We start from the raw sequence: 21120 nt of genomic DNA, 5'->3' as shown, positions 1-21120 counted from the left end.
TTGGTAGACATGTGGACTCCGGACAATGCGGCAGTTTCCTGCCAAAGGTCCGTTTACACAAAATTCTGCACAGGCCCGTTTTCTCTCCTGCGGCGGAAGAACAACTCGCGGCCCTGTTCCGCTATATCGCGGACGCAGCGTCACCAGACACCGCTGCCAAGTACACAGAAGCTATCGTTGGCTATTGTGAAAGTCTGCGCACTTTTCCTCTTCGCGGCACAATGCGCGATGACGTGAGGCCAGGACTTCGTACTACCAACTACAAAAAACGCGTAGTCATTGCCTATGCGGTGGACAATGATCTCGTTTCAATTATTGGCATTTTCTACGGAGGCCAAGATTATGAAACGTTTCTGCAGTCTGATTCAGACAATGGCAACACTGGGCACTAAGTCGCATGCCCCTCCTTATTGAAACTTTGCCATGAGCAACGTTGACAAGTATCTGCAAGCTGCGACAAGAGAAAACACTCAGCGCAGCTACCAGTCTGCAATTTCTCACTTCGAAATTGAATGGGGCGGATTCCTGCCAGCCACCGCAGACAGCATGGCTCGTTATCTTGCAGACCATGCAGACAAATTGTCGATCAACACCTTGAAACAACGTTTGGCGGCATTGGCTAAATGGCATATTGACCAGGGTTTCCCCGATCCAACCAAAACGCCGGTCGTGCGCAAGGTACTCAAAGGCATTCAGACCTTACACCCAGCGCAGGAAAAGCAAGCCAAGCCACTTCAGATTGATCATTTAACACAAGCAGTCGCCTGGCTGGATCAAGCCATCAATTCGGCAAAATTGGAGGCTGACCCGGTAGCGCAACTGCGCCATACCCGGAACAAAGCGCTGTTGCTATTGGGATTCTGGCGTGGCTTTCGTGGCGATGAATTGAAGCGACTCCGGGTAGAGTTTATAGAACTGGCGCCAAACGAAGGCATGAGCTGTTTCCTGGCGCAATCTAAAGGCGATCGCCAGCTTCAAGGTCGGACTTTCAAGGTGCCGGCACTTTCTGTACTTTGCCCTGTTGCTGCCTATAACGACTGGATTGCACTTGCAGATCTCAAAAGTGGTCCGGTATTTCGAGGCATTGATCGGTGGGGGAGGATCAGCGACTCAAGTCTGCATGCAAATAGCTTGATTCCGCTGCTGCGTAATTTGCTCTCCCAAGCAGGATTGCCAGAACCCGATAGATTTAGTGGCCACTCATTGCGTCGCGGATTTGCAGGTTGGGCGAATGCCAACGGCTGGGATATCAAAACACTGATGGAATACGTTGGCTGGAAAGATGTGAAGTCAGCTATGCGCTACATCGATGGCGCTGATCCTTTCGCGCGCACGCGCATAGAGCACGGCTTGTTGACTTTGACCTCTCAGTCGCCAGACTGATCAGGTCGCAGATCAGCCAATGGCTGCAATTGTTCCGCCGCTCGCAGGAAAAAATCGACCATGTCACGAAACTCATTGGTCAGCGCCTCAGCTTCTTCCCAGAGGTCTTGCTCACCAGGTGGTCGCGTCAACGGGCCGCCATTGAGGACCGTATGGACCATGCCATGCAATTGGAGTAAATCATCCCGAACGCCCTCGCAGGAGGCAAATCGTTTCCGTAGCCCATCCAGTTCATCCACCAGCTTCAGCAACGCTGCCGTATCAAAGCTATCGCGCAACTTTTCAAGTTGGGCAGCATCAACATCACCATAGGGTGTTACGCGAAACGTTGGTTCAGGTAAATCCATAGTCATTGCTCTTGGGCTTGTGAAGCTGGCCACTGGTTTCGCGCAGTAGCGGCAGCTTGTTGAAATGCTTCGTCCTGAATCCACGCTTCAGGGGTACGATCGAGTTTCAAGTTGTACTCGCCAAAACGTTTAACATGGCCAACCAGATAGGGACTCAGGAAAGACACGTCATCCTCGGAAATTTTCCAGCCTTCTTTTTGAAGGACATGCAACGTGCGCATCATGTCCACCGTGTTTTGCAAAATCAGCGACGAGGCAATCAGGTCGTTGTAACGCAGCCGCTTCTGCTGTTCATCGGGATCGTTCACCGCAATGACATCCCCACCGAATGACAACCACTTGGCAAATCCGTTGTAGGACTCGATTTTGTTGGTATTGGCCGTAATTTCCTGACGTAATTCACGACTACCGATCCATTCCAGCAAGAAACCCGTGCGCACCACATTACCTAACTGCTGGGCCGCGCAAGACAGGCGATTTTGACGGCTGTATGAACCAAGTTTTCGCAGCAGCGTCGCAGATGAGATTTTTCCGGCATTGATCGACAGCGCGACCTGCATCAGGTCCTGCCAGTGTTTTTCAATGAGATCCCAGTCCGCCGTATCGCCGAACAGGCCGTTGATATGCTGATACTTGGAGGCCTTGTCAGGGCGGTACAAAATCAAGTTTTTCCAGTTGCGGATCCGTGGCATCAGCTTGATACCCAGCAGATGGGTGAATGCAAAAACGGTGGCAGATTGGCCCTGGGTGTCGGCGTGAACCGTATCGGCCTCAACACTCAAGCCGGCCTTCATCAACCCTTCGATCACGTATATGGCTTCCCACACGCCAGGTGGTATGAAGTGACGGAACACAGCGATGTAATTGTTGGCCACATGCCGATATGCAACAGCACCCATTTTGCGATATCGGAAATGGTATCCGGCGAGGAGATTTTCATCATAGAAGTCGTATTGCGTACCATCCGCAGCTACCGTCTTTCCATCGCCCCAGACTTTGGGCAAATCAAGCCGTAGGTAGACTTCATTCAACTCACGTTGCGCAGCGTCCAGTGTTTCCAACGAAATATGCCGCCGATTCACGAATGAGAGCATGTGGGCGCTGACATTGGCATTGGCAAGATGTCGAGCAGCCTGCGATGGCCCGAGGTTACAGCCCATGGCAAAAATGGTCATCAGATAACGCTCTGCCGGCTGTTTCAGCTTGGTCTCATTGCCGGATAACGGGCCGAAATGCCGGGTGAATTTCATCCAATGTTCAATGTTGGCCAATACATCCAGGATATGCCGTGACGGCATGCGCGGAATCAGTGCATTTTGTAGTGAAACAGCTGACTGCGGGATTTCTCTCGCCGTGACTTTCCGCAAAACAGGTTCTCCATTGGCATTGAGCGAGACATCGCACCGACACTCTGGGAATTTGTCATCAAGCTGCTTGGCGGTCTCGGCTAGCCAGTCGCGCAAACTGGCGACAAAATCCTTGGCATTGGACGGGAATCCAATTTTTTCACAGTACGCAGGCAGAAGCGCCTCACACTCATCCCATGACAATAGCTGTTCACGGTAATCAGCAAATTCCTCTGAGCCCCTGACACTGAGATCCCCAGCCCGCAGTTCTTCCGCTAGATAAGATAAAACACAAATCTCAAGTACCCGCCGATTTACTCCCGAGCCTTCGCCTGAAGAGGGGCGAAGTAATTTCCGCCATCGATCGGACGTAAAAGAAAGATCGATTTTTTCTTCGATCCATTCAATTCGATGTTTGTCCTGATAGGTTTTGATAACGTCGAGGGCGTCGACCAGAGTGGTTTCCTGGCTGGTCGGCGCAATATCAAGCAAGTTAACCAAGCGGAACAGAATCGCGCGATGACTCTTGAAGTGCTTCCAGATCAGGGGCAAATAATTGTTGCCGCTGTTAGCCTGCAATTGCGCACAAGACATGCGCAACTGATCGATGCCTCCAAGAGGAACAAAATACTTGCGTATTTGTTTACCTGCTTTTGTGTCATCAGGCTCCTGCTCAAGAATTGCCAGTACATTATCCAGCGAAACAATCATGCGTTCTGCTTCGCCGCGCTGTTTGCTCTGTATCTGTTCAAGATCTTCCTTTGCGCGCTTGTGAATAGTGGATACTCGGCGCAGGAACATCTCGGCGAGCTGATCCCGGGCGCGCACCTGCATGCGGTGAATCAAGGCGAGAATGAGTGTGAAGCGCTTTGACTCGACACACTCTCGCAACTCAGAAGCATCGTATGCCATTGCCTGACTGGCAAAATGTCGAATCTTGGAATCTGGAACGCCAGCAAACATGGCACTAACAGGCCCAAATGTCTCAAGCCATTCCAGATGGTCTACCAGCATTTCCAGGTGTTTCCTGCTTGAGCGCTTGGCCGATTTTTTCAAATCGTTATATTCGCTCATCCGACCTTGCAAAGTGTCGGTTCGGATCAGTGTCTCAAGGGCGAAAATGTCACTGGATGAAAGTCTGCCAGCCACGGTATCAAAGATGCGCCGCAGGACCGCTACATGAGCTTTTTCTGCCAAATCATCCAAGGTTGAAAAAGCAGGGAGTTCATACTTCTGCAAAATAAGATCGTCGATTACCGCATTGATAATGTCGGTACGCTGATCAAGAAGCTCTGCTGCTGAAGAAGCGAGATTTTGCGCCACTTCGGTAGAGGCCTGCCCGTAAGCGGATGTGACTTGTAAATATTCGCGCACAGCCACCATGTGGCGGTAGAGAGTGTTCTTGCTGGCATAGTCGATCCGAACGCGTTCGCTATAGCCAAAGATACTGCGCACAAAATCAATGATCGATGATGGAATGTCATCGAGAGTGGGGAAGTAGTGCAAATACTGGAAGCATTTCAGCTGTACCGCGAGACCGAGGCGCAGCGTGGCAGAAGACGATTTTGACTTGATCCACTCAAGCTCATCATCCTCAATGGAAAAGTGTTGCTTCAGTTCCTTTGGCCCATAGGCGCGGGCAAATACTGGATATGCGGTACGTTCAATTAACGCCATGCAACCTCCAACACGGTCCTCGTCAAAAGACTACCACACCACAAAAGGTAAGAGTGAATATTTATATATATCAGTAAGTTATGCTATCAAATGTGGAAATTTTCCCTTCATCCCGGTCATACCCCGGGTAGGGCTGTTCACTATGGCATCGCTGCTATGCAGCTATCCGTCATTACCGGTGCTGATCGCGGCCCGATCCATCCAAGGACTTGGTGCAGCGCTGATGATGGCGCTGAGCATGGCCTATGTTGCTGACATAGTGCCCAAGGAAAGAACTGGAAGTGCCATTGGGCTGATGGGCACAGCCTCGGCCATCGGTACCGCCCTGGGGCCATCACTGGGCGGAATGCTGATTGGTAGTCTGGGCTGGCAGGCGGTGTTTGCGGCCAACGTACCGCTGGGTATCGTGGCTTTCTTCCTGTTGAAACGCCATCTGCCGGTTACCACCGCGCCACGGCAAGTAGTACATAGCAACTACGACTATACCGGTACCGCATTGCTGGCCCTCACATTGGCCGCCTATGCGCTGGCGATGACCTTGGGCCGTGGTGAGTGGGGTCTGCGCAATAATGGCCTGCTGATACTGTCACTGATTGCCGCCACTTTCTTTGTCATCAGTCAGCAGCGGGCCAGCGCACCATTGATCCGGTTGTCATTGCTAAGTAGGTCGCTGTTGCTGTCCAGTCTCGTTATGAGTTGCTTGGTTGCTGCAGTAGTTATGACCACCTTAATAGTAGGCCCGTTCTACCTGACACGCACGCTGGCACTCTCTACGACTCAACTGGGCTTGGTAATGTCGACGGGTCCGTTGGTGGCCGCATTGATTGGTGTACCCGCTGGCAAGCTGGTTGACCGCTATGGCGCACGGCGCATGATGCTACTCGGTCTGCTGGCGATGTTTGGCGGCTGCGCCAGCCTCGCATTACTACCCATATCCCTTGGTGTGGTGGGTTATGTGGTGGCCATCGTTACCACCACCGCTGGGTACGCGCTGTTCCAGTCGGCCAACAATACCCAAGTCATGGTCGGTGTCGCCGCAGAGCAGCGTGGACTCATTTCCGGCCTGCTCAACCTGTCGCGTAATCTGGGGCTGATTACCGGCACTGCAGTTATGGGAGCAGTGTTCGCGATGGCGAGCAAGGTCAACACAGCGATAGCTTCTAGCCCACTGGCCACCGGCTACGGCATGCAAATTACCTTTGCAGTGGCAGCGACACTGATCGTGCTGGCACTGCTGGTAGGGCTGAACAGTCGCTCCTCACAACTGCAGGCTGTGTAACCTCATTATCGCAGCGCTCTGACTTTTTCATCTCGGTCGTAAAAACAGAGCAATTTAAATAACAAAATGATGACCTGCAAACCCGCATAGATACACGGATTCTTGCCTTGGACACTCAAGAGGAGGATAGAGAACGGAGAGAGAAAAACGGCAGAATGGGCGTCGAAAACGATAACATCAGGAGGCGCGTGCTCAAGAGGCCATGGCCGGAAACCGCGCCAACACTGGCGTTCAGAACAAAAAAAATCCCAACCGATAAGGGTTGGGATTTTGTGTATTGGTGGAGCCGGCGGGAGTCGAACCCGCGTCCGGAAGCACTCTACAGTGAGTTCTACATGCGTAGTCTGGTCAACTTGAATTTAACGCATGAAGCGCCGACCGACAGGCTCAGCATACGCGAGTTACCTTGAGTTTGACGCTTTGCCAAGTAACCCGACCAAGCGCGATCCCATCTAAATGACTCTGCTGCTGGTTTGACCCAGCCTACCCGATGGGAGAAGTAGTGCAGAGCCTGGCGCGATTAAGCAGCCAGGGCGTAAGTTTCGTCGTTTGCGACTATATAAATACAGCGTTTTACGGGAATCTGCGATCCCGGCATGCCCCCATCCGCTTTGCAACCCCCGTCGAAACCATGGCGGCCCCTAGGGTAAAACCGATGAAAGAACCGGTATTATACTCGATTAGTCAGGCAAGTGGTCGACGAGTTCCAGTGGGTGGGCAATTCGTATATCTGCACCCCATTCATGTGGGGAATCTGTTTCGGCAATATATCCGTAATCAGCCAGTACGGTAATCATTCCAACCCTGTGACCAGCCTCGATGTCGCGTTCGGCATCACCCACATACAGACAATCCTCTGGAGAAACACCTAAAAGTTCGACAGCGTGATACATCGGGCGCGGATCTGGCTTGGCTACGCCGACTGTGTCACCTGACACAACTACGGCCGGGGGTGGGCATAGAGGCAAGGCGGCGACGAGAGGATCGGTGAATCGTGCTGGTTTATTCGTCACAATACCCCATGGCAGGCCTCGGTCTGCGATGGTTTGCAGCAGTGCCGAGATGCCTTCAAACAACTGGGTTTCCACGCAATAGCATTCCGCATAGATATCCAGAAAGCGTTCACGCAATCTGCAAAAATCAGGGTGATCCGGGTCAATATCAAAACCAAGCTTGATCAGCCCTCGTGCGCCATGGCTGGCGATGGGGCGTATCTTTTCATACGGCTGTGCCGGCTGCCCCTCCTCTTTGAGAAGTCTGTTCAATGCAAGGGCAAGATCCGGGGCTGTATCGGCCAGTGTGCCGTCGAGATCGAATAAAACGGCAGAGATCATGCTGGCTTCCTGCAGGCAGCGATATAGTTTACAGATGTGTTGTGATCGATTGCCACGGCTCGATTAAAGGGGTTGTATTGCAGTCCAGCAACTTCAACAGAGTCCAGGCCTGCTTCCCGAGTCATGCGAGCCAGTTCTGATGGTTTGAGGAAACGTGCGTAATCGTGGGTGCCGCGCGGCAATAGGCCAAGTACATATTCTGCGCCCAGCACTGCCAAAGTGTAGCTCTTCAAATTGCGGTTGAGCGTTGAAAAAAACACCCAGCCACCGGGCTTTGCCAGCAAGGCGCAGGCATGAATGATGCTGGATGGATCTGGCACATGTTCCAGCATTTCCATGCAGGTGACGATGTCAAAAGTTTCCGGTGTTTCCTGCGCCATGGCTTCTACGGGCTTGAGCTGATAATCAACTGCATGACCGGATTCCAGAAGGTGTAGCTTGGCGATTTTCAGCGATTTTTCCGCCAAATCGATGCCGGTTACCTCTGCGCCTTTGGCGGCCAGTGCTTCGGATAGAATCCCACCGCCACAACCAACATCCAGAATGCGTTTGCCTGACAAACTTCCTGCATGGTGTTCAATCAGAGATACACGAGCGGGGTTGATATCGTGCAGCGGTTTGAATTCACTGTCTGGATCCCACCACTTGTGGGCAAGAGCAGAAAATTTGGCAATCTCGGAAGTATCAACGTTGATGTCATTCATCGGGGTGTCGGTATGGCTGAAATGCAATGCAACAAGCATAAAACAAAAAGCCGACCAGAAGGTCGGCTTTTTGCTGCGCTGGCAGGTATTACTGAGCAGCGGAAGCAGCGGATGCATCAGCAGCCGGAGCGGAAGCAACATCGGATGCAGCTTCAGCGGCCGGAGCGGAGGCTTCAGCAGCCGGAGCAGCTTCCGGAGCGGAGGCTTCAGCAGGAGCTTCTTCTTGCTTGGAACAAGCGATCAGACCGAGAGCCAGCAGAGCAACGAGCAGAAACTTTTTCATTTCTATTTACCTTTAATGGTGGTTGGGTTGGACACGAACTTAACTAATTCTAGTTATTTCACTTTCATTGTGTGACAAGAATGTGAAACGAACCGATGAAGCTACTTAGGCACCAATGAAGTGCAACGGAACGAATTCTAGCACGATTGCCCAAGTGGCATAGGTTGAAGGGGCGATTTCATTGTTAATCTTTCAAATTGAATTGTAACGATATTTACCGGTTTCGGCCGCTGGCTACGGACAGGGTATGGTCATCGGTGCTGTCAAATATGGCTGGAGATACGTGAAAGCCAGCCACATCTTGTTGCATTTCCAAATCGCCAAGAATTTCCTGAAGCGGCTATATAGGCAAATTTACTTACGTAATCTGGTAAGCATTTTTCCATCTAAGAAAATGGTACAAATGTACGATCAAGCCAAGCCTTTGGGCAGCGAAAATACGACATTTTCCTCGATGCCCTCCATGGAATAAACATTTTGTGCGCCGCACTCGCGGATACGCTCGATCACTTGCGTGACCAGTATTTCAGGGGCTGATGCGCCTGCAGTGATGCCGATATTTTGCTTGCCGGTTAGCCACTCCGGCTTGAGTTCCGATGCATTGTCGATCATGTACGCATCCACGCCAAGGCCGGTAGCGACTTCACGCAGGCGATTGGAGTTGGAGCTGTTGGGCGAACCCACCACGATCAGCAGGTCCACCTGACCGGCCAGTTGCTTGACCGCATCCTGGCGATTTTGTGTGGCATAGCAGATATCATCTTTTTTCGGGCCGACAATATTGGGAAAGCGTGCTTGCAATGCCTCGGTGATCACGCGTGTGTCATCGACTGAGAGCGTGGTTTGCGTAACCCAAGCCAGCTTGTTTTCATCAGTCACCTGCAATCGGGCTACGTCCTCGACATTTTCCACGAGGTACATGCCATTGGGAGACTGACCCATGGTGCCTTCGACTTCGGGGTGGCCCTTGTGGCCGACCATCACGATTTCCAACCTCTGATCGTGCAGGCGCTTGACCTGCAAATGCACCTTGGTCACGAGCGGGCAGGTGGCATCGAAAACGGTAAGACCGCGCGATTCTGCCTCGATGCGAACGGCCTGCGAGACGCCATGGGCAGAAAAAATCACGGTTGCGCCCGCAGGGACCTCATCCAGCTCCTCGACGAAGATGGCACCCTTGGCTTTCAGTGATTCGATCACGTATTTGTTGTGCACGACTTCATGGCGCACGTAGATAGGCGCACCGAATTTTTCCAGTGCCTTTTCAACGATGGCAATGGCGCGATCCACACCGGCACAGAAGCCGCGGGGGGTGGCCAGCGTAATTTGCATCTTCATGCGAGTTCCTTCTTTTCGCGCTGCAGAAAACCATCGATCAGCATCAGAACGACACCGATACAGATGGCTGAATCGGCAATATTGAATGCAGGGTAGTACCACTGCTGGTAATACACCTGGATGAAGTCGACCACGTGGCCATATAGCAGGCGGTCAATGGCGTTGCCCAGTGCACCACCCAATACCAGCGACAATTGCAGACAGAAGCGGGGTTCATCAGCGTGCTTTCTCAAAAGCCAGACAATGCCTGCGGAAATGACAATCGCCAGGATGGTGAAAAAATGGCGCTGCCAGCCGCCGGCATCCGCCAGAAAAGAAAAGGCAGCGCCGGTATTGAATGCAAGGGTCAGGTTGAAAAAGCCCGGGATGATGGCCAGTTGCTCGCCGTAGACAAATTTTGCCAGCACGGCCTGCTTGCTGGCCTGGTCCAGCACAATTACCCCCAAGGCCAGCAACAGCCATTTACGCATGCGCACGTACCTCGCCATTGCCGCTCACATTTTCAACACAACGGCCACATAGCGTCGGATGCTCGGTATGGCTGCCGACATCTTCACGGTAGTGCCAGCAGCGGTCACATTTCTGTGCTGCGGATGGCGAAACGTTAATGGAAAGTTCGGCGCCGGTATGCACGGTTGCTTTCGAGGTAATCATCACGAACTTGAGATCGTCGCCGACCTTCAGAAGTTCCGCGGCCACGTCAGCCGGAGCGGTGATGGCCACTTCTGCCTGCAGGCTGGAGCCGAGCTTGCCATCTGCGCGTTGTACTTCGATTTCTTTCTGTACCATGGCACGTACTTCGCGAATTGCAGCAAACGAAGTGCGGAGAGATCCGGCATCGGCGACTTGTGGAACCTCATGCCAACGACCAAGGAAGACGTTCTCCGGGTTGCCGAGTACTTCAGATGCTTCGTGCGCCGTGAACGACAAAATCGGTGCCAGCAAGCGCACCAGCGCCTGAGTGATATGCCACAGCGCAGTCTGTGCCGAGCGGCGGGCGGCCGAATCCGCTTGGGTGGTGTAGAGGCGATCCTTGATGATGTCGAGGTAGAACGCGCCAAGTTCATCCGCGCAGTAGGCGTGGATTTCCTGCACGGCGATGTGGAATTCGTATCTGTCGTACAGCGCGGTGATTTTTTGCTGGAATTCGGCCAGCTGTGCCAGTTCGTAGCGGTCCAGTGTTAACAAATCATCGACTGTCAGCGCATCCTTGTTGGCATCGAAGTCCGACAGGTTGGCGAGCAGGAAGCGCAAGGTGTTGCGGATACGGCGATAGGCGTCGGTGGTGCGCTTGAGAATTTCCTTGGAGATGCACAGCTCGCCTGAATAATCGGTGGACGCAGTCCACAGGCGCAGCATGTCCGCGCCCATTTCACTGATGACTTCCTGCGGCACGATCACATTGCCCTTGGATTTGGACATCTTGTGGCCTTGGCCATCAACAACGAAGCCGTGGGTCAGCAACTGATCGTATGGCGCACGGCCTTGTGTCGCGCAGCCGGTGAGCAAGGAGGACTGGAACCAGCCGCGATGCTGGTCGGAGCCTTCAAGGTACAGGTCGGCCGGCCACTTCAGCCCACGGGCCTTGATAACGGCATAGTGGGTGGAGCCGGAATCGAACCAGACGTCGAGCGTATCCTTCAGCTTTTCGTAATTGGCGGCATCGTCGCCGAGCAATTCCGTTGCTTCAAGCTTGAACCACGCTTCAATACCTTCCTTTTCAATGCGAAGCGCCACCTGTTCAAGCAGGTTCAGCGAATCCGGGTGCAATTCACCGGTTTGCTTGTGCACGAAGAAAGTCATCGGCACCCCCCAGTTACGCTGGCGTGACACGCACCAGTCCGGGCGGTTGCCGATCATGGCTTCCAGGCGAGCACGACCCCAGGCCGGGAAAAACTGGGTGTCTTCGACGGCCTTGTTGGCTTGTTCGCGCAACGATTTGCCCGAGGCATTCTGGTGATCCATGCCGACAAACCACTGGCTGGTGGCACGGAAGATGATCGGGGTCTTGTGGCGCCAGCAATGCGGATAGCTGTGCAGCAGTTTTTCGTTGGCGAGCAGTACACCGTTGGCTTCAAGTGTTTCCAGTACCAGCGGGTTTGCTTCCCACACACTCTTGCCGGCAAACAGCTCGACATTGGCCAGAAAACGGCCATCGTTGCCGACGGGGTTGTCGGTTGGCAGGTGGTAACGCATGCCGACGTGATAGTCATCCAGACCATGGGCCGGCGCGGTATGCACCATGCCGGTACCGGCGTCCGTTGTGACGTGTTCGCCCAGAATCATCGGCACCTGGCGTGCATAGAACGGATGCTGCAGTTGCAGGTGTTCCAGATGCGCCCCCTTGGTCTGGGCGATGACTTCGTTGGCATCGATGCCGTAGCGCTTGAGCGCGGCCTCTGCCAGATCGCGAGCCAGGATCAAGAGGCCCTTTTCGGTGGCGATCAGGTCATAGGTCAGTTCCGGGTGGATGCAGACCGCCTGGTTGGCCGGCAGGGTCCAGGGTGTGGTGGTCCAGATCACGGCAAATGCCTGTTGGTCACCCAGTGCCACGCCGCCGAATGCCTTGGCCAGCGCATCCATGTCGATCACACGGAAACCCACGTCAATCGCTGGCGAGGTCTTGTCTTCGTATTCGACTTCAGCCTCGGCGAGCGCCGAGCCGCAGTCCACACACCAGTGCACCGGTTTCTGGCCCTTGACCAGATAGCCATTAGCATGAATTTGGCCCAAGGTGCGAACGATATCGGCTTCGGTCTTGAAGTCCATGGTCAGGTAGGGATTGTCCCAATCGCCCATCACGCCCAGGCGGATGAAATCTTCCTTCTGGCGCGCAATCTGGATCGCGGCATAGTCGCGGCACAGTTCGCGAATGAACGAAGCCGGCAGGTGCGTGGCTTTCGGGTCCAGGCCGTTGGTCTTGCGGTATTCGACGATACGGGCGTGAATGGTCGGGCAATCGCTGACCGCTTGTTTATCACCCTTCACCAGTTTTTCGATCTGGTGCTCGATCGGCAGGCCGTGGCAATCCCAGCCGGGAATGTAGGGCGCATCAAAGCCGGACAGCGATTTCGACTTGATGATGATGTCTTTCAGGATCTTGTTGACGGCATGGCCGATATGAATCTTGCCGTTGGCATACGGCGGGCCATCGTGCAGCAGGAATGCCGGGCGACCTTCTGCCTTGGCTTTGGCGCGCAATTGTCCGTAAATGTCCTCATCCTGCCATTTTTTCAGGAAACCCGGTTCACGCTTGGCCAGGTCGCCACGCATGGGGAAGGGGGTATCAAGCAGGTTGACGGGGTATTTGCTGGCGTCAGACATGGTCGTTCTCTCGTTACGATACGGTTGCGTTAGCGGGCTGCATGCCACGCACGGGCGTTTTCACAATCTTTGGCGATCTGGGCGGTGAGGCTCGCCAGATCCGGATATTTTTCTTCATTGCGCAGCTTGTGCAGGAAATCCACGCGCAAATGCTGGCGATAAATGTCGCGGTTGAAATCGAACAGGTGGACTTCCAGCACCGGCAGCGCGTCCGGGTTTTTGACCGTGGGCCGGCGCCCAAGGCTGGCTACTGCCGGCAGTGGTTTCCCCAGACCATGCACCTCCACCACGAAAATGCCTGCGAGTGGCGGGCGATTGTGCTTGATCATGAGGTTGGCGGTAGGAAAGCCCAGCTTGCGTCCGAGTTGGTCGCCCTGCACCACGCGGCCGGAAATGGAGTAGGGGCGGCCGAGCAGATGCTGCGCAAGTTCCATATTGCCGGCCACCAGCGCAGCGCGCACTGCGGTAGAGGAAACGCGCTCGCCGTGGTAGGCCACCGTCGGCAAATGGTCGGCGGTAAAGTTACTGCTTTGCTGCAGGAAAGCAAAATCACCGCTGCGTCTGGCCCCGAAGCGGAAGTCGTCGCCCACCAGTACATGCCGTGCATTCAGGTGTTGCGTCACGATTCGATCACGGAAATCACCGGCGTCGATCCCGGCAAAATGATGATTGAAGTGCTGGACAACCACATAATCTACATTGGCCTGCGACAGATATTCCAGTTTCTCGCGCAGGCTGCTCAATCGCGCCGGAGCTGAATCCGGCGTGAAAAATTCACGCGGGTGCGGCTCAAATGTCAGGACGGCCGTAGCCAGTCCACGCTCAGTGGCAATGGCCTTCAATTCGCCAAGCACGCTGGCGTGCCCGCGGTGCAATCCATCGAAATTGCCGATGGTCAGTACACAGGGAGGAAGACTGGCGTGATTTACGCCGCGAACTACTCGCATCAGGGTCGGACGTTGCGTTGGAAAACCCGTGATTGTAGCGGCAAGGGACTGATCTGTCAGGTTTTGCTGGCCTGCATGATTTGAGCAGTGTCCGGAACTGGCAGTAGTACCGTAAGCATGGCGCCACCGTCCGGGTGATTGCTGGCTTGAATTTTTCCATGATGATCGCGAATGATTTGCCGGCTGATGGCCAATCCCAGCCCCGTACCGCCTTGGCGCTGGTTTTTACTGCTTTGCGTAAAGGTTTCAAAGATATGATCCAGATCGGATTGCGGAATCCCCGGGCCGCAATCCCGCACCACCAGTCCCACCGCTGGCTTGCCATCGGCAAATCGGGCATCGCCAAGAAAGTGAATATGGATCTCGCCCTGCTCGGGGCTGAACTTGATCGCGTTTGAGAGCAGGTTGACCAGTACCTGGGTCAGTCGTGCTTTGTCATAACAGGCAGGCAATGGGGCCGTCCGGCTATCCAGACGCACCTTGAGTTGTTTGGCGGCAAGCAAGGAAGACATCTCGGACAGTGCAGCATTGACAGTAACTTGCAGCACATGGATGGTCTTGTCATAGACCATTTTGTTGGCTTCCAGCCGCGACATGTCGAGCAGATCGTTGAGTAGCCCCAGCAAACGTTTTCCGCTGGCCTGGATACGCTCGAAATAGCGCATGGTTTGTTCCGGTTCGACCTGCCCGGCTTTTTGCATGCCCATTTCCGAGAAAGACAGGATCGCGTGCATGGGCGTGCGCAATTCATGCGACATGTTGGCCAGGAAGGTGGTCTTGGCCTGGCTGATACCTTCCGCAGCCTCCTTGGCCTCCAGGAGCGTGTATTCGATTTCCTTCTGGCGCGAAATATCGGTCAGAAATACAAATGTATGCTCGATGAGGCCGTTTTCATCTCGAATCATGCCGCTATTGGCCAGATAAGGATGTGTTTCTCCATCTGGTCGCAAAAGCAGGATTTCCTGAAAATGCTGGTTATGGTCCGGATCGTGCGGTGGAGGGAAAAGCTGTTGGGCCAACGCGCCCCAAAGCGTATCGACATTGCGTCCAAGCAAAGTCTGGCGTAACTGACCGAGTTGCGCACACAAGGCCGGGTTGATTTCTATCAGCGTGCGATCGGCATCAATCAGGGCAAATCCGTCAGCCGTGGTATCAATAATAGTGCGCTTGAGTCGTTCGGACTGGCGAATGGCCTGAGCAGCCAGGCGCTGCGCGGTAATATCTTCGATGACCAGAATGGTCCCGCGTTCCGGGTGGGATGGACCAATTGCGCGTGCAAACAGCAGTGCCCAGAAATCGGATCCATCGCTGCGCTGCAGTTGCAGTTCACCTCGATAGGTGTTGCCGAGCGCCAATTGTTGGGTGATCAATTGCCGCAGTTGCTGGTAGCGTGTTTCCGAGCCACACAGAGCGCTGGTCGCAACACCGAGCGGGGCGGTTTCATGTCCGAACAAGGCCATGAATGCCGGATTGACCAGCCGGATGTGATCCTGCACAGACAGGGCAATCGCCAATGGGCTGGCGTCGAGTACGGTGCGGATTTCCGCCGTGCGCTCATCCACCAGATCCTGCAGGTGATCACGGTGTTGACGCAATTCGTATTCGGCCTGCTTGCGCTCTGTGATATCGCGTGCCGAAATGCACAGATAGACCTCACCGCAGTACTCAATCAGTGACAACGTGATTTCCACCGGGATGCTGCGCCCATCCTGCCGGCGCAGGTGTGATTGCAGAATCTGGCGGCGTTGGGCCTGCAGTTCAGTGCGCAGGGTCTGGTTGGTGGGCTGGCGCTTGAGCATCAGCATCTGCACTTGCAGGCTTTCCCATAGTTCCCGACTGTCCGCCATCAGGTCGGAAAATTTCAACTGAAGCAGCTCTCGGGCCTGGTACTGGCTATTTTCTGCCAGGCAGCGGTTCGCATAGCGAATGCGCCCACCATGATCGCACCACATGATCATGTCTGGAGATTCATCGACCGAAAACTGGGTGAAATACAACTGTGAATCAGAGACTTCTACGCGTTTGATCTGGCGCAGTAGCAGCCAGGTCAGGAAACTCAGCACCAGCAACAACAACAGGCCCATGCCAACCTTGTCGCGCGTGTCCTGGCGAAACTGGGCAAACGCATGCTCGTGTTCAACGCTGATCCGTATTGCCAGGGGATGATCCGATGGACTTTTCAGTTGCGCTATATGCAATTGCCGGCCCTGCTGATCCCGCTGGCTATAAAATATTGGGCCGGATTGACCCAGATGCTGGCTTGTATCCGGATCGATATCGCGCAGGTTTTTACCCAGTTCGCCGGTCTGTAACGGATAGGTGAGCAGGATTGTGCCGTCGTTGCGCAGCAGATGGATCTGTGTACCGGCGATCAGTTTCAGCGAGGCATAGAACTGCAGGTAATAGTTGGGTTCGACCCCGGCGAGCAGCAAGCCGCCGAAACTGTCATCGGCGCTGTTGACACGCATCGTTACCGGAATCAGCCATTGGGCATCGGTCCGGCTAATGATCGGCGCGCCAATCCGGCCGCGCTTGTCTGGGCTGTCGCGGTGGAAAGCAAAATATTCCCGATCGGATAAACTGATCTGCCGGGTTGGATATTCCAGGCCGTGAACACGCAACAGGCCTTGGGCGTCGGTGGCAATGATCGCGCGGATGTGAGGGGTGAGCTGGATTTTTTGTTGGAACCGCTGGTGTTCCTGATATTCGTTGATCCAGGGCACGCCCCCCGCGCGCTGGATATCTTCAGTCAGGTTTTGCATGGCCAATTCGGCCGAGCTGATCGAACGCAGTGCATGTTCCTGCAGCAGGCGGGCAATCGACAGCGTTTCATGCTCGAGGTCATGCAAGGTGCGCTGGTAGTCGTGCCAGGAGGACCAGGCAATTGCCGCAGGCAGGGCCAGCATGGTCAAGGCATAGAGCGCCAGCATGCCCTGGCGCAATCGCACCAGGGGTGTCCGGCTATTCTGACGTGGACGAAAAAAAGCCTTGAACCTGTCTGTTTGCACGGTTGGCGTGTGCCTTGTTTAGAACCTGTTCACGATCTGTAGCGAGTTGCTGCGTCAAGTACTACTTTGCGCAGCGGCCTGCTTGGCCTCCAGCGCTTCCCAGCGCTCGAACAAAACCAGCAGACTTTCTTCCAGCTGCTCGATCCGGCTTTGTATGTCGCGTACCTTGTCCGGCGTGTCACGATACAGTGCCGGATCGTTAAGGCTTTCCTGCAGGCTGATCAGTTCCTGTTCCTGGCTGGCAATTTCATCTGGCAGTCGTTCCAGTTCACGCTCTTCGTTCCAGCTCAGTTTGATTTTTCGAGAACGTTCAGGCTGGCGACGTTCCGTCACCGCAGGGGCAGGATCAGCCTTTTTGCTGATGATAGGCTGGGCAGATTGCATGCGTGCCCGGGCTTCGATCCAGTCGACATAGCCACCGGCATTCTCGTACAGCTTGCCTTCACCCTCAAACGCGATGACCTGGGTGACGACATTATCAAGAAAGGCGCGGTCATGGCTGACCAGAAATACCGTGCCGGGATAATCGGCGAGCAGTTGCTCGAGCAACTCCAATGTATCGATATCCAGATCGTTGGTCGGCTCGTCAAGTACCAGCACATTGGCGGGTTTTGTGAATAGTCTGGCGATCAGGAGCCGGTTTCGCTCTCCGCCCGAGAGCGATTTGACCGGGCTGCGCGCACGCTCTGCCGGGAAAAGAAATTCTTCCAGATAGCCCATCACATGCTTGCGGGCACCGCCTATCTCAACATAATCATTCCCCTGGCCAATTGTGTCGAATACTGATTCTTCTTCGTTCAGCACTTCGCGGAACTGATCGAAGTAGGCGATCTGCAGGTTGGTGCCGCGCTTGATCTTGCCGCTATCTGCCTCGATTTCTCCCAGTATCAGCTTGAGCAGGGTGGTCTTGCCTGCGCCATTCGGGCCGATCAGGCCGATACGGTCCCCGCGCATGATCCGGGTGGTGAAATTCTTGATCAATACCTTGTTGCCGTAAGCCTTGTCGACATGCTCCAGCTCGGCGACCAGCTTGCCGGATCGCTCGCCGGCATCGAGCTGGAAACTGACATTGCCGACGCGATCACGCCGGGCGGCACGGTCGCGCCGCAATTGCTCCAGCCGCCGTACCCGTCCTTCATTGCGGGTGCGTCTGGCTTCGATGCCTTTGCGAATCCAGACTTCTTCCTGTGCCAGAAATTTGTCGAACTTGCGGTTGACCACGTCTTCCTGGCCCATTTGTTCGGCTTTGCGTGTCTGGTATTGGCTGAAGTTGCCGGGGAAACTGGTCAGGTGTCCCCGGTCGAGCTCGATGATGCGCGTGGAAACGTTGTCCAGAAAACGCCGGTCGTGCGTGATGAACAGCACACTACCCTGGAAATTGTTGAGCAGGCCTTCCAGCCATTCGATGGCGGCTACGTCGAGGTGGTTGGTGGGCTCATCCAGCAGCAGTAGCTGTGGCTCGCACACCAGCGCACGCGCGAGTGCCACTCGTTTTTTCCAGCCGCCGGATAGCTCCCTGATGCGCGTATCAGCCGGCAGGGACAGATGCGAAAGTATCGAGGCGATCAGGGAATCCAGGCGCCAGCCGTCACGTGCTTCCAGTTCGTGTTGCAGTTCGGTCAGATGTGCCAGCGCGGATTCGCTGCCATCCAGTGTTTGTGCGGCTGCATGGTAATCCAGCAACAACTGGCGTACATCGCCAAGCCCTTCGGCGACTGCTTCAAACACGCTGTGCTCGGGGTCGAACTGCGGCTCTTGCGGAACAAAAGCCATCTTCGCCTGGTCTGCGATACGTATCTCGCCATCATCCAGTCGCGTCATGCCGGCGATCGCCTTAAGCAGCGAAGATTTGCCGGCGCCGTTGCGTCCGATCAGGCCAACCCGCTCGCCAGGCTCAAGGGCAAAGGTGGCGTGATCGAGCAAGGACCAGTGGCCAAAAGCAAGCTGGGCGTTTTCAACAAGCAGCAAGGGCATGAGTAATGATTCGTGAATTCAGGAAACCAGCGATTATAGCCGCAGCGTGGAGTCTGGGCTGCAAGAAGCCGGTGGAGCGGCTAATATGCGGGGTGTCCTTCCGTAAAAATACCCAATGAAACATCTGCTTGCCTTGCTGATGCTGTTGTGTACGCTGTTGCCCGCCATGGCGGCAACAGCTTCGTCACGCCCGGCGCCGGCAAAGGTAACAGGCCCTGCAACGGTACGGGTGCTGGTTGCTTTGGGGCCCTCGACCTATTTCTTTCGTGATGGTCGTCCCCATGGTGTTGAGCATGCCTGGCTGCAGGATTTCGAAAAGTTTGCCAATACGGGCCGGGACAAAACCCATCAGATCCGGCTGAAATATGTCCCAGTGGAGGCCGGTGAGCTCATCCCTGCCTTGTTCGACGGTCGGGGCGAAATGGCCGCAGGCCTGATTCCAGCATCGGATGGTTTACGCCAGCTGGTAGCGTTAACCGAGCCATTGCTGACCGATCAATGGTGTGCTCTGGGAGGCAAGGATGCGCGCTTGCCCTCCGATCTTGATGCGCTGGCACAGCAGACGGTCCGCTTGCCGATGTCCAGCTTTGGCAGGCGCCTGTTGCTGGATATCAATACCGAGCGGCGCCTGGCCGGCAAAGAGGAAATCAGCATTGACGATGCACCCATCGGCACCACCAACGAGCAGTTGCTGGCGGACGCGCATGATGGAAGCGATAGCCTGACCCTGGGCAGTCGTTTTGTGGCTTCGTTGTGGAGCAAGGTTTTTCCCCGGGCACGACTGGGAACCTGCCTGAATGAGGCTGTACCCATTGTATGGGCAGTACAGCGCGATCAGACCGGCCTGTTGGCCGACCTTAACCGCTTTATCACCAGCAAAAAAAGCCAGTTGATCAAGCGTGCGACGGATCTGACCCGGCCGCATTTGCGTGCCAATGGCGTTGGCAAGCCTTCACAGACCATTGATCCGCTCGGGAAGTTGGCATTTTTTGCACCTGTTTTCCAGTTGGCGGCCAGTGCCAATGATCTGGATTGGCTGTTGCTGGCAGCCATCGGCCAGCGCGAATCCGGATTATCGGCCGTCAAGAGTCAAAGTGGGCCGACCGGGGTGATGCAGGTTGATCCCGCGACAGCGCGAAAAATGGGGGTGAAAGATCCGCATGATACTCGGCAGAATGTCACTGCCGCAGCACGTTATCTGGGCTATCTGCGCGATATGTTTTCCAAGCCGGGTATCGCCGCGGAAGACCAGCTTTACTTCATGCTGGCCGCCTACAATGCAGGCGAAGGGCGATTGCAGGGCTTGCGCAATCAGGCAGCGGCAGAAGGGCTCGATCCTAATCGCTGGCATGGCCATGTCGAGGTGGTTGCAAAGCGAAGCGTTGGTGAAAAGCTTCTCAACTATGTGACGGCGGTCAGTCGCTATTATTCGGCCTATCAAGCAGCAGAACGCAACAAGCAACTTGATTCGACGCGAACTGCGAGCAAGCCAGTCGCAGCACGTTAAGCGTGAATCTCCCATCATCAGGTTCAAGTCGTTATTCGAGTGCGGTATTCCTGATCTGAATCAATTTTTGTAACCGGTTAATTTTGGACTACTTGCTTTTATCTTCCGATTCTCTTATTTTGCTAACTCGAAATAGCTTGGTGTGCTAATCAGTGCGGCCAGCGAATGTCGATGCCATGAAGACCTGAATCTGGCTCGACATTTTTTTGGTTAATCGTGCTAACACGTTTTAGCTTGCGTGTGGTTGTTTATGGAATGCCCATCCAAGCAGTGATCCCGTTGTTTTCTTCTTAAACGCGTAGCGAGGTAAAACGTGAAATTACCGCTGAATCAAGAACTGTTGTCCAAGATGCACACCTACTGGCAGGCGGCGAATTACCTGTCGGTGGGGCAGATCTACCTGCTGGCCAACCCGTTGCTGAAGGAACCTTTGCAGCGCGAGCACGTCAAGCCGCGCCTCTTGGGCCACTGGGGCACCACACCAGGGCTGAATTTTATCTACGTGCACCTGAACCGGGTGATCAAGGAACGCAGCCAGCCGATGATCTACATCACCGGCCCGGGCCATGGCGGACCAGGGCTGGTGGCCAACAGCTGGCTGGAAGGCACCTATGCCGAGATCTACCCGGATATCGATCACAGCGAAGCCGGCGTGCAGAAACTGTTCAA

At 54.7% G+C, this 21120-nt stretch carries 16 protein-coding genes and 1 other RNA gene; 5 read left to right on the top strand and 12 right to left on the bottom strand.

Features of this window, described 5'->3' with window-relative positions; translation table 11 throughout:
• Together AC0KVQ_RS14800 and AC0KVQ_RS14795 are read left to right on the top strand one after the other, a co-directional pair.
• A partial coding sequence (locus AC0KVQ_RS14800; protein WP_473421949.1) for a type II toxin-antitoxin system RelE/ParE family toxin occupies window positions 1-392 on the top strand: 392 nt, incomplete at its 5' end.
• Window positions 393-423: 31 nt separating this feature from the next.
• On the top strand, window positions 424-1383 hold the full coding sequence (locus AC0KVQ_RS14795) for a site-specific integrase (RefSeq protein ID WP_473421948.1): 960 nt from the start codon (window positions 424-426) through the stop codon (window positions 1381-1383).
• On the opposite strand, the gene tnpC is transcribed toward AC0KVQ_RS14795, so the two are convergent.
• On the bottom strand, window positions 1368-1730 hold the full coding sequence (gene tnpC / locus AC0KVQ_RS14790) for a Tn3 family transposase post-transcriptional regulator TnpC (protein WP_473421947.1): 363 nt from the start codon (window positions 1728-1730) through the stop codon (window positions 1368-1370). The genes AC0KVQ_RS14795 and tnpC overlap by 16 nt on opposite strands.
• Before the next feature lie 2 nt (window positions 1731-1732).
• Window positions 1733-4753, bottom strand: coding sequence for a Tn3 family transposase (locus tag AC0KVQ_RS14785; protein WP_473421946.1), 3021 nt, complete (start codon window positions 4751-4753; stop codon window positions 1733-1735).
• Between the two features lie 142 nt (window positions 4754-4895).
• Here AC0KVQ_RS14785 and AC0KVQ_RS14780 point away from each other — a divergent pair, with 142 nt between their 5' ends.
• Complete coding sequence (locus AC0KVQ_RS14780; RefSeq protein ID WP_473421945.1) at window positions 4896-6032, top strand: MFS transporter; 1137 nt, start codon at window positions 4896-4898, stop codon at window positions 6030-6032.
• 278 nt (window positions 6033-6310) lie between these two features.
• On the opposite strand, the gene ssrA is transcribed toward AC0KVQ_RS14780, so the two are convergent.
• The 10 genes from ssrA to AC0KVQ_RS14730 all read right to left on the bottom strand — a co-directional run bounded on the left by ssrA (window position 6311) and on the right by AC0KVQ_RS14730 (window position 18944).
• Window positions 6311-6674, bottom strand: a transfer-messenger RNA (tmRNA) gene (ssrA, locus tag AC0KVQ_RS14775).
• Between the two features lie 38 nt (window positions 6675-6712).
• The gene (locus tag AC0KVQ_RS14770) at window positions 6713-7366 is read right to left on the bottom strand and encodes an HAD family hydrolase (RefSeq protein ID WP_473421944.1); all 654 of its coding nucleotides are present in this window, start codon (window positions 7364-7366) and stop codon (window positions 6713-6715) included.
• Window positions 7363-8070 (bottom strand): bifunctional 2-polyprenyl-6-hydroxyphenol methylase/3-demethylubiquinol 3-O-methyltransferase UbiG, encoded by a 708-nt coding sequence (gene ubiG, locus AC0KVQ_RS14765; protein ID WP_473421950.1) that lies wholly within the window; start codon window positions 8068-8070, stop codon window positions 7363-7365. The genes AC0KVQ_RS14770 and ubiG overlap by 4 nt, the downstream gene beginning before the upstream one ends.
• A gap of 88 nt (window positions 8071-8158) precedes the next feature.
• Window positions 8159-8353, bottom strand: coding sequence for a hypothetical protein (locus AC0KVQ_RS14760; RefSeq protein WP_473421943.1), 195 nt, complete (start codon window positions 8351-8353; stop codon window positions 8159-8161).
• 411 nt (window positions 8354-8764) lie between these two features.
• Window positions 8765-9691 carry a 4-hydroxy-3-methylbut-2-enyl diphosphate reductase gene (ispH, locus tag AC0KVQ_RS14755; protein ID WP_473421942.1) on the bottom strand — a complete coding sequence of 309 codons (927 nt, stop codon included), beginning with the start codon at window positions 9689-9691 and terminating at the stop codon, window positions 8765-8767.
• Complete coding sequence (gene lspA, locus AC0KVQ_RS14750; RefSeq protein WP_473421941.1) at window positions 9688-10161, bottom strand: signal peptidase II; 474 nt, start codon at window positions 10159-10161, stop codon at window positions 9688-9690. The genes ispH and lspA overlap by 4 nt, the downstream gene beginning before the upstream one ends.
• A complete protein-coding gene (gene ileS / locus AC0KVQ_RS14745) occupies window positions 10154-13015 on the bottom strand; it encodes an isoleucine--tRNA ligase (RefSeq protein ID WP_473421940.1) in 2862 nt (953 codons plus the stop codon). Before ileS ends, lspA begins: the two co-directional genes overlap by 8 nt.
• 29 nt (window positions 13016-13044) lie before the next feature.
• Window positions 13045-13962: a bifunctional riboflavin kinase/FAD synthetase gene (locus tag AC0KVQ_RS14740; protein WP_473421939.1), complete on the bottom strand. Its 918-nt coding sequence runs from the start codon at window positions 13960-13962 to the stop codon at window positions 13045-13047.
• A gap of 56 nt (window positions 13963-14018) precedes the next feature.
• Complete coding sequence (locus tag AC0KVQ_RS14735) at window positions 14019-16910, bottom strand: PAS domain S-box protein (protein ID WP_473421938.1); 2892 nt, start codon at window positions 16908-16910, stop codon at window positions 14019-14021.
• Between the two features lie 114 nt (window positions 16911-17024).
• Window positions 17025-18944, bottom strand: a complete 1920-nt coding sequence (locus tag AC0KVQ_RS14730; protein WP_473421937.1) for an ATP-binding cassette domain-containing protein — start codon at window positions 18942-18944, stop codon at window positions 17025-17027.
• A gap of 115 nt (window positions 18945-19059) precedes the next feature.
• On the opposite strand from AC0KVQ_RS14730, the gene AC0KVQ_RS14725 reads away from it, so the two are divergent.
• Window positions 19060-20451 carry an MltF family protein gene (locus tag AC0KVQ_RS14725; protein ID WP_473421936.1) on the top strand — a complete coding sequence of 464 codons (1392 nt, stop codon included), beginning with the start codon at window positions 19060-19062 and terminating at the stop codon, window positions 20449-20451.
• Window positions 20452-20764: 313 nt separating this feature from the next.
• A partial coding sequence (locus AC0KVQ_RS14720; RefSeq protein ID WP_473421935.1) for a phosphoketolase family protein occupies window positions 20765-21120 on the top strand: 356 nt, incomplete at its 3' end.

Source organism: Formivibrio sp. oc-25, assembly GCF_055810895.1.
The sequence above is the reverse complement of the archived record's forward strand: the minus strand, read 5'-3'. Positions and strand labels throughout refer to the sequence as shown.